The following is a 2,575-nucleotide window of genomic DNA, read 5'->3' on the forward strand; positions in this document are numbered from 1 at the left end:
AGTGCGGCAAGTGGTCCCGGACGAGCGCGTAGGTCCATGTCCCGGCGAGGGCCGCCACGAGGGCAGCCGCCATTACGCTCACGCCTCCGCCCAGGAGAGCGACGAGCGGTCCGGGGCACGCTCCCAAGAGCGCCCATCCGAACCCGAACGTGATGCCGCCCATCCAGTACCGAGCGCCAGGGACACGCGACGCGCTCCACTCCTTGGGTCGGACCGTGATGGGCTCGCCGTGGATCGTCGTGATGCCCCACCGCCGGATCGCCCATAGAGAGAGGGCCGCGGTCGCGACGGCCGACCCGATCACGCCGTACATGTGAAACGACTCGAACCGGAACATCTCGTAGATCCGAAACCAGGAGATCACCTGCGATTGGGTGAACACCAAGCCCAGCCCTGCGCCCAGCAAGCCGTACGTGAATAGCGCGAGGGGCTTGTTGCCCTCGTCCAGCGCTTGGTTGCGGAGAGGAGGCGGAACCTGCTCGCGGTCTAAGCACTCGGCCGGGCTGATCGGGCTCAGCACTGGGGTGCGAGCGGCGTGCCCATGCGAGACGCCGTCGCCGTGATGTGGGTCGGTGTCGGTCAGCATGGGTCTAGCCGAGGAGGATGGGGAGGAGAGCATGGACGACGATCAGGCCACCCACGAAGAAGCCGGCGACGGCGACGAGCGAGGGCACCTGGAGGTCTGCGAGTCCCGAGATGGCGTGGCCCGACGTGCAGCCGCCCGCCCACCGAGCTCCGAAGCCGACTAGAAAGCCTCCCCCTAGGACCATGAGCGCGCCAACAGGCGTGGCGAGTCCGGACCACGAGATGAGCTGTGCTGGGACCAGTCCCGTGACGTTTGTGACGCCAAGGTCAGTGAGTGCGGCGAGCGTGTTTGAGGAGAGCGCAATCGGCTGTCCGGGGTCAGCGAGCACACGGATGCCGATAAAACCCCCGACGCCGATCCCCAATGCGAAGACCAGGTTCCACATCCCGGTTCTCCGCCAGTCATAGCGCAGAAACGAGGGCCTGGCCGACTCTGATACGGGAAGGGCCGCGCACGCGTGGCGAAGATTGGCCGAGAGCCCGAAGACTTTGCCACCGACCACCAAGAGGGCGGGGACCATCAGCCCGATGAGAGGGCCAGCGACGTACCAAGGAAGAGGAGAGGCCGGGGACATACGAGGGGTACAACTGGTTGGTTGAACATACAACTGTTCGGTTTTCTACTTAGTTCGCGAAGGAACGACAAAGATGCCCGGCCTTAGATTTGTTCTCTCCAACCGGTCCCATGGCAGACCCCTCCCTCGTCCCGACAGATCTCCTCGAGGCCGCTGCCGCACGGTTTCGTCTCTTAGGCGACCCAACACGCTTGCGACTCCTACGATCGCTCTACGGAGCGGAGGAGATGGACGTCCAGTCGCTCGCCGACGAGACGGGCCAGAGTCACGCCAACACGTCGAAGCACCTGCGGCAGCTCGCCCAGGCCGGCGTCGTCGACGGGCGGCGGGACGGGCTCCACGTCTACTACCGGATCACGGACCCGACGCTCCAGCGACTCTGCGACCTGGTGTGCGACGCCCTCGAGGACGGCTAGCCGCGAGCGGACCGGTCCGCATGCGAGCGGTACGGAGTCGCCCTCGAGGGCGATCAGCTGCTGCACTAGGGCCGGCGGAAGCCCGCGCGCGTAGACTTCCCGTCCCCACTCCCTCTTCGTGTCCGTCTTCGCTACCGAGCCGCTCGCCGCGTTCAGCTACTTCTCGAGTCCGGTCGTCCCGATGACCGACCGGGACGCGAGCGACCTGCTACTCGCGGCCCGGCGCTTCAACGTCCAGCACCACGTCACGGGCAAGCTCGTCGTCCTCGAGGACGACGGACGGATCGCCCGGTTCGCGCAATGGATCGAGGGGCCGCCAGCGGCGCTGTGGATGTGCATCGGCCGGATCATGAGCGACCTCCGTCACGACAGCTTCGAGGTGTTGCATCGCGGCGTGGTCGAGCATCGTCGGTTCCCGGGCTGGGACATGGCGTTCCAACTCGCCGCCCCCGAGGCGTTCGCGGCCGAGGCGAGGGCCGTCGCGGTGAGGACTTAGTCGCGCCGCCCTCGAGGTCGGTGGAGGTCAGGAGGCGGGCGTCGGAGACGGGAACGCCTTTCCATGAGAGGCAAAGCGTTCCCCCGTCTCGCCCTCGAGGTCGCTCCTGAGCCGCCCTCGAACCGCTAGGTCGGCGCAGCCAGGCCGTGGCCGGGCGTTTGATAGACGTGGAGCGGACTCACTCCGTTTTCCATGCTCCTCCGACTCCGCAACGCCGCCGCCTCCATGGGCGAGCTCAGCCAGCGGCAGGACCGCGTGGCCCAGAACCTGGCCAACGCCAACACGGTCGGCTACCGTCGCGACCGGATGTTCGCGACCGCCCTGCGCGAGCGGATCGACGCCGAAGGCGCGCCACAAAGCTCCCGCGTCGCCGGCCAATACGCCGATGACACCGCTGGGTCCATGATCGAGACCGGAAACGCGCTCGACTTGGCCGTCGAGGGGACCGGCTTCTTCTCCGTCCAGGACGCCGACGGCCGTGTCCGCTTTACACGCGGCGGCGA

At 67.2% G+C, this 2,575-nt stretch carries 5 protein-coding genes; 3 read left to right on the top strand and 2 right to left on the bottom strand.

Annotated elements, in window-relative coordinates; genetic code table 11:
* Together WBA11_RS18080 and WBA11_RS18085 are read right to left on the bottom strand one after the other, a co-directional pair.
* The coding region (locus tag WBA11_RS18080) for a hypothetical protein (protein WP_424522030.1) at positions 1-586 on the bottom strand (586 nt) is incomplete at its 3' end.
* Between the two features lie 4 nt (positions 587-590).
* Positions 591-971 (bottom strand): YeeE/YedE family protein, encoded by a 381-nt coding sequence (locus WBA11_RS18085; RefSeq protein WP_424522031.1) that lies wholly within the window; start codon positions 969-971, stop codon positions 591-593.
* A 299-nt stretch (positions 972-1,270) separates the two neighbouring features.
* Here WBA11_RS18085 and WBA11_RS18090 point away from each other — a divergent pair, with 299 nt between their 5' ends.
* The 3 genes from WBA11_RS18090 to WBA11_RS18100 all read left to right on the top strand — a co-directional run.
* Positions 1,271-1,576: an ArsR/SmtB family transcription factor gene (locus WBA11_RS18090; RefSeq protein ID WP_424522032.1), complete on the top strand. Its 306-nt coding sequence runs from the start codon at positions 1,271-1,273 to the stop codon at positions 1,574-1,576.
* A gap of 118 nt (positions 1,577-1,694) precedes the next feature.
* Positions 1,695-2,072 (top strand): BLUF domain-containing protein, encoded by a 378-nt coding sequence (locus WBA11_RS18095; protein WP_424522033.1) that lies wholly within the window; start codon positions 1,695-1,697, stop codon positions 2,070-2,072.
* A gap of 192 nt (positions 2,073-2,264) precedes the next feature.
* Positions 2,265-2,575, top strand: a 311-nt coding sequence (locus WBA11_RS18100) for a flagellar hook-basal body complex protein (RefSeq protein ID WP_424522034.1), incomplete at its 3' end; no start/stop codon positions are given.

It is taken from the genome of Rubrivirga sp., from assembly GCF_049648075.1.
Taxonomy (GTDB): Bacteria; Bacteroidota; Rhodothermia; order Rhodothermales; family Rubricoccaceae; genus Rubrivirga.